Consider the following 6405-nt stretch of genomic DNA (forward strand, 5'->3'; position numbering starts at 1 on the left):
ATGCCTCGGGCATCCAAGCAGCAAGCGCGTTACGCCGTGGGTCGATGTTTGATGTTATGGAGCAGCAACGATGTTACGCAGCAGGGCAGTCGCCCTAAAACAAAGTTAGGCCCGCACGGAATCAACATCTCATGTCCGCCAACAATGCCGCAATAGTTCTACGAGTCATGGCCGAGAACGATCTGCCAATGCTCCATGCTTGGCTGAACCGCCCCCACATAGTCGAGTGGTGGGGCGGCGAGGATGAACGCCCAACTCTTGACGAAGTCTTAGAACACTATTCGCCCGAAGTTCTGGCAAAGCAAGCTGTAGTGCCTTACATCGCAATGCTAGATGACGAACCCATCGGCTACGCCCAATCCTACATCGCACTTGGAAGTGGCGATGGATGGTGGGAAGACGAAACTGATCCAGGGGTCCGCGGGATTGACCAGTCTTTGGCTAATCCATCACAGTTAAACAAGGGGTTGGGTACAAAGCTCGTACGCTCGCTCGTTGAACTCCTGTTTAGCGACCCGGCCGTAACGAAAATCCAAACCGATCCATCTCCTAGCAACCATCGCGCCATTCGCTGCTACGAGAAGGCCGGGTTCGTTCAAGAAAAAAACATCCTCACACCTGACGGCCCTGCGGTGTACATGGTCCAAACACGCCAGGCGTTCGAAAGCCTGCGCACTGTTCAAAGCTTCAAAATCAAGGGGAAGTGGTCATGAATGGCTGCACCATCTCTACCAACTGGTATCTCGGCGTGTTCTCATCTGCCTTCGCATCTGTCGTCAGCCTAACCGGGCGTTCAACCGGACATCAACGTGCTGCGCACGTTGATGTCGGTTAACTGGGGCGTTATGCTCTGTGAGCCTGGTTATTGGCGAAGCGAAAGTATGACGATTTCAGCAATAAACGCAAAAGGATAAAAAAATGACATGGAGAACGACCAGAACACTTTTACAGCCTCAAAAGCTGGAGTTCAATGAGTTTGAGATTCTTAATCCCGTAGTTGAGGGCGCCCGAATTGTCGGCATTGGCGAGGGTGCTCACTTTGTCGCGGAGTTCTCACTGGCTAGAGCTAGTCTTATTCGCTATTTTGTCGAGAGGCATGATTTTAACCCACATTTCCCAAGTAAGGCGCTGATTTCGCTGTCCTGACCATTATATTTCCTATATAAAACATGGTGTTGAAGGCTGCGAGGGGCGCGTTTCATGGATCACCCAGAGGGTGCGGGCTTGCAACGGGCAGATCGGGTGGATTTCGACCCTCGCGTGCGGCTGGAATTTCGCGGCACGCAGCTCAGTTCCGACGGCGGCCTTCTGGTGATGCGCGAGCTTGATGACGCGCTCGGGTTGTCCGATTTGGCGTCAGCGGCGCTGCGCGATACTCGCTCTGGCAAGAACACGGTCCATCGGCTCGACGGCCTGTTCCGGCAATCAGTCTTTGGGCGGCTGGCCGGATACGAGGATGTCAACGACGCCAACCGTCTCGCCTGCGATCCGGTCATGCGCCAAGTTGTCGGCGGCAGAGCGGTCGATGCACAAGCGGCCTCGGCATCGCAGATGGGACGGTTCGAGACCGAGACGCTGGCTCTGGCCGGGAACCGTGCCGCGCTGGCCGACCTGAACGGGCAATGGATCGACCGGTTCCATGACCGTAACGGGCTGAAGTACATCGTTCTGGACATGGACAGCTCGGTCAGCCCGACCCATGGCGACCAGGAAGGGTCCGCCTGGAATGGCCATTTCGACTGTAGCTGCTATCACCCCAACTTTCTGTTCAACCAGTTCGGGATGCTGGAACGCTGCGCCCTGCGCCATGGCAACGTCCACAGCGCCGATGGCTGGCGTGATGTTCTCGACCCCGTAATTGCGCGCTACGCGGAGCGCGACCTTGGTGGCAGGTTCTTCCGGGCCGATGCTGCCTACGCGATCCCGGCGATCTATGAGCGATTGGAAGAAGCGCGGTTCTTCTACGCCATCCGGCTGCCCGCAAACGCGGTCCTCAAGGACAAGATCGCGCATCGGCTAACGCGCCCTGTCGGGCGGCCGTCACTGACCAAGGTCAAGCGGTTCTTCGAGGAATTCGAGTATCAGGCGGCGTCCTGGGACAAGGAACGCCGGGTGATCGCCAAGATCGAATGGCATCCGGGCGAACTGTTCCCGCGTGTCGGCTTCATCGTCACCAACCTGCCGATGGAGCCGGACTGGGTGGTGCGGTTCTACAACCAGCGCGGCACCGCCGAGCAGCACATCAAAGAGGGCAAATACGCCTTTCGCTGGACGCGGCTGTCGTGCCGGAAGTTCCGCGACAATGAGGTGCGGCTGCAACTGCACGCCCTGGCGTACAACCTGGCCACCTTCTTGCGCTGCATCGAGCTGCCCGAGGCCATGGCCGACTGGTCGTTGACCAGCCTGCAACTGAAGCTGATCAAGATCGGGGCACGTGTGGTCCGTCACGCCCGCACCATCACCTTCCAGCTGGCCGAGGTCGCTGTCACCGGCACGATGGTACGCGCCATCCTCGCCGCTATCCGCCGATTGCGAGCGCCACCGCTATGCGCATGATCGCGATCCACGCTCAAACTGAACGAAAGCGGCTGGACAGATCTGTCCGCTGCGCTGAAAAACGCCGCCCCTGGGCAAGGAAACAGCGGCTTCGCGGTCTGATCCGTCCAGATCCAGCAGTCTGCGCGACCGCAGGTGCCGCTTGCGGCAGAAAATCCTTGTCTAGCGCTCGGATACAGGCTATCTTCACCTCAAACGACACGCCACTTGGGGAATGCAGGATATAGAGGATGGCAGCGGAATGAACACAAGGGAAACAATTGCGGCGGACCTTTCACGGCTGGGTGTCCAATCCGGCGCTCTCGTCATGGTTCACGCATCGCTGAAGGCGATCGGCCCCGTCGATGGAGGCGCAGCATCGATAGTGTCTGCCCTGCTCGATGCCGTCGGCCCCACTGGAAGCTTGATGGGATACGCCTCGTGGGACCGGTCGCCTTACGAAGAAACGCTCAATGGCGCACGGATGGATGCGGAACTGCGCCACCGATGGCCGCCGTTCGATCCAGCCATATCAGGCACGTATCGCGGCTTCGGCCTGCTCAACCGGTTCCTCCTCCAGACACCCGGCGCCCGGCGCAGCGCGCACCCGGATGCCTCGATGGTCGCGGTAGGGCCTCTGGCCGGCACTCTGACGCGGCCTCACGAACTTGGGCAGGCTTTCGGACCTGGATCGCCGCTGGAGCGTTTCGTCGAGCGTGCCGGAAAGGTTCTGTTGCTCGGAGCCCCGCTCGATTCCGTTACCGTCCTGCACTACGCCGAGGCCATTGCCCGCATCCCGAACAAGCGACGCGTGAGCTACGAAATGCCGATCCGCAGCGAGGACGGCGGAGTGAGATGGAAACGCGCCGAGGATTTCGACTCCAACGGCATTCTCGATTGTTTCGCTATCGAAGGAGAGCCGGACGCCGTCGAGACAATTACCAATGCCTATGTGGAGCTGCGACGCCATCGGGAGGGCTTGGTCGGTCAGGCGCACTGCTACTTGTTCGAAGCGCGGGATATCGTTTCGTTCGGTGTCGACTATCTTCAACGGCACTTTGGCTCGCCCTGATCCGACGCATGGCATGCGGGATGCTCGCCCGCACCCTATCAACGACTATGTATCCAGGGTGCGCCCCGCCGAAAATACGGGCCCCGCGACACTGTGAACAGAAGCGCTTAACATCAAGGGGGACTCTATGTCTGCTACCGCAACCATGTTTGCCCAGTCGTTCTTCCATGGAACCAAAGCCGCTCTTGCACCCGGTGATCTGATCGCCGTCGGTTATCGATCGAATTTCACAGACGCGAAATCCCTGTCGTGGGTGTATTTTACAGGCACGCTCGATGCGGCGATCTGGGGCGCCGAATTGGCGGGTGGCAGCGGAACGGAACGAATTTATGTCGTCGAACCGACCGGCGCCATCGAGGAGGATCCGAACCTGACGGATAAGAAGTTCCCGGGTAACCCGACCCTGTCTTATCGCTCCCGCGATCCATTGCGCGTAATTGCTGAAGTGACGAAGTGGCAAGCACACACGGCCCAGCGGCTGCGGGAAATGAAGGAGGGCCTGGCGCGTCTGAACGCAGAAGGTGCCGAGATCATCGATTAACGTCGCCTGCCGGCAGTGCCATCATGGCGCATGGAACCGACTGTAGCCGATGACCGCACTGGTCTTTATTCGCGTCGCGGATGCCACAAATTGCTTAGCCCACTCGCCGCCTGGGGCCGATTTTCGCCCCTCGCCTTGAAGGGATTCCGAGTAGAATCCCGTGGCCATTGTTAATTAAGCAAGCGCGTTAATTAACAAATATGATCTCCGCATCGCAACCGTACCTCTCGGTCAGGTTAAACGTGTCCAGGCTGGCAAGCACTTCGGCGCTTTGCCAGTTCATGCTGGCAATCGTGCCTACGCAATGATGGGCGGCATCGTCGTGGGAACGGCGCTGACGATTCTCTTCCTACGGGCCCTCTATGTCGCCTGGTTCTGGATCCCGCGTGAAGTCGAGCAAACTGATTAATATGCACGACTTCGATCAGTTGGTGCCGTTAATTTCACCAAATGCGATATTCTGGTTCAATGACGGATCATTTTGTGGACTGAAGCAGATACGGCAAGCCTTTGAGGAAACCTGGAAAAAATTTCCTCTTGAAAATTATTGGTTAGAAAACCTGGAGTGGGTTGCCCAGTCGAAAGATTGTGCCGGATGCACCTATCACTTCCGGTGGAGGGCAATTTTAAATGGTAGCGCTCTGGAAGGCGGTGGGCGAGGAACAACTATCCTTCGTAGAGAAGCGAATGTCTGGAAGATCACTCACGAACATCTGAGCCAGTTCCCTAAACAAGACCCCAAGGGCCGACAGCTGCCGAGTAGATCGCTCGGATTGCGCCAAAAGCGGTCATGAGAGAAATGCCGCGACCTCAATGGTCGCGGCTGGCAGTTATGCAACGTCCTGTAACTGGGCCTCTCCATTGTGGAGGAAGCATGCTTAATGCGATTGGTTTGGAATGTGGGGCGATTCAGGCATCCCGGCTATCTGAATGGCTCAACTCAACAGCCGGTGCTCATGAACTTGAGCGATTTTCGGATACCCTGACCTTTTCTTTGTATGGCTCAGTGCTGATTTGGGTTAAATCATATCTACGCGAATCAGGAAGAAAACTGCAGTTAGTCGGAATCGATTTACCCAACACCTTGAATCCAAGGGACGACCTAGCGCAATTGGCCGAAATTATCCAGGTCATCGACCACCTCATGAAACCCCACGTTGATGCGCTGACTCAGTTGTTGACGTCCATTGATGGCCAGTCGGCGGTTATTTCATCGGCAAAATGGGGGGAGTTGGAAACGGCTCAGCAGGAGAAAGCTATCTCAGGGGTAACCAGATTGAAGCTCCGTTTGGCGTCGCTTGCCCCTGTCCTGAAAAATCACGTCAACAGCGATTTTTTCCGAAAAGCCTCTGATCGAATAGAGTCGATAGAGTATACGTTGGAAACCTTGCGTGTAATGAAAGCTTTCTTCGATGGTACCTCTCTTGAGGGAGATACTTCCGTACGTGACTCGTATATGGCGGGCGTGGTGGATGGAATGGTTCGAGCGAATCCGGATGTAAGGATAATTCTGCTGGCGCACAACAATCATTTACAAAAAACTCCAGTTTCCTTTTCAGGCGAGCTTACGGCTGTTCCCATGGGACAGCATCTCGCAGAGAGGGAGGAGGGGGATTACCGTGCGATTGCATTCACCCATCTTGGACTCACCGTGCCGGAAATGCATTTCCCATCGCCCGACAGTCCTCTTGGATTCTCTGTTGTGACCACGCCTGCCGATGCAATCCGTGAGGATAGTGTGGAACAGTATGTCATCGATGCCTGTGGTAAGGAGGATTCATGCCTGACATTGACAGATGACCCCATGGAAGCAAAGCGAATGCGGTCCCAAAGCGCCTCTGTAGAAACGAATTTGAGCGAGGCATTTGATGCCATCGTCTGCGTTCCCAGCGCCGGCAAGGACAGCCTGGTTGCCCTATAGGAAACCAGAAATGAAATGAAGGAGCATAACCTGCCAATCCACCGGACGGTTTTCAACCGCCGGTGATCAGCGCGTTAGATGCACTAAGCACATAATTGCTCACAGCCAAACTATCAGGTCAAGTCTGCTTTTATTATTTTTAAGCGTGCATAATAAGCCCTACACAAATTGGGAGATATATCATGAAAGGCTGGCTTTTTCTTGTTATCGCAATAGTTGGCGAAGTAATCGCAACATCCGCATTAAAATCTAGCGAGGGCTTTACTAAGCTTGCCCCTTCCGCCGTTGTCATAATCGGTTATGGCATCGCATTTTATTTTCTTTCTCTGGTTCTGA

7 protein-coding genes and 2 pseudogenes are annotated in these 6405 nt (G+C 55.9%); all 9 read left to right on the forward strand.

The window, feature by feature from the left end; translation table 11 throughout:
- Nucleotides 1–131 precede the first annotated feature (131 nt).
- On the forward strand, nucleotides 132–713 hold the full coding sequence (gene aac(6')-IIc, locus ACOT1A_RS24185) for an aminoglycoside N-acetyltransferase AAC(6')-IIc (RefSeq protein WP_012695484.1): 582 nt from the start codon (nucleotides 132–134) through the stop codon (nucleotides 711–713).
- Nucleotides 710–835 (forward strand): hypothetical protein, encoded by a 126-nt coding sequence (locus tag ACOT1A_RS24190; protein WP_022646489.1) that lies wholly within the window; start codon nucleotides 710–712, stop codon nucleotides 833–835. The genes aac(6')-IIc and ACOT1A_RS24190 overlap by 4 nt, the downstream gene beginning before the upstream one ends.
- A gap of 83 nt (nucleotides 836–918) precedes the next feature.
- Nucleotides 919–1107 (forward strand): annotated as a pseudogene (locus tag ACOT1A_RS24195) (erythromycin esterase family protein); the annotation flags it as partial.
- A gap of 93 nt (nucleotides 1108–1200) precedes the next feature.
- Entirely contained in the window at nucleotides 1201–2556 is a 1356-nt protein-coding gene (locus ACOT1A_RS24200; RefSeq protein ID WP_006473457.1) for an IS1380-like element IS1247 family transposase, read from the forward strand.
- 241 nt (nucleotides 2557–2797) lie between these two features.
- Nucleotides 2798–3607 carry an aminoglycoside N-acetyltransferase AAC(3)-IIg gene (gene aac(3)-IIg, locus ACOT1A_RS24205; protein ID WP_012695485.1) on the forward strand — a complete coding sequence of 270 codons (810 nt, stop codon included), beginning with the start codon at nucleotides 2798–2800 and terminating at the stop codon, nucleotides 3605–3607.
- Nucleotides 3608–3734: 127 nt separating this feature from the next.
- Entirely contained in the window at nucleotides 3735–4148 is a 414-nt protein-coding gene (arr, locus tag ACOT1A_RS24210) for an NAD(+)--rifampin ADP-ribosyltransferase (RefSeq protein WP_012695486.1), read from the forward strand.
- 386 nt (nucleotides 4149–4534) lie between these two features.
- Nucleotides 4535–4942 (forward strand): YybH family protein, encoded by a 408-nt coding sequence (locus ACOT1A_RS24215; RefSeq protein WP_063613390.1) that lies wholly within the window; start codon nucleotides 4535–4537, stop codon nucleotides 4940–4942.
- Nucleotides 4943–5028: 86 nt separating this feature from the next.
- Nucleotides 5029–6069: pseudogene (gene ere(A), locus ACOT1A_RS24220) on the forward strand (EreA family erythromycin esterase); the annotation flags it as partial.
- 182 nt (nucleotides 6070–6251) lie between these two features.
- Nucleotides 6252–6405: DMT family transporter (locus ACOT1A_RS24225; protein WP_074146789.1), on the forward strand; the 154-nt coding region annotated here is incomplete at its 3' end.

It is taken from the genome of Enterobacter cloacae complex sp. SYL003, assembly GCF_049236925.1.
In the GTDB taxonomy this organism is placed as follows: domain Bacteria; phylum Pseudomonadota; class Gammaproteobacteria; order Enterobacterales; family Enterobacteriaceae; genus Enterobacter; species Enterobacter intestinihominis.

Bases quoted from the DNA above. Each gene is read 5' to 3' on its own strand.
- ACOT1A_RS24190 (WP_022646489.1), top strand. From the start codon at position 710: ATGAATGGCTGCACCATCTCTACCAACTGGTATCTCGGCGTGTTCTCA.
- ACOT1A_RS24200 (WP_006473457.1), top strand. From the start codon at position 1,201: ATGGATCACCCAGAGGGTGCGGGCTTGCAACGGGCAGATCGGGTGGAT.
- arr (WP_012695486.1), top strand. From the start codon at position 3,735: ATGTCTGCTACCGCAACCATGTTTGCCCAGTCGTTCTTCCATGGAACC.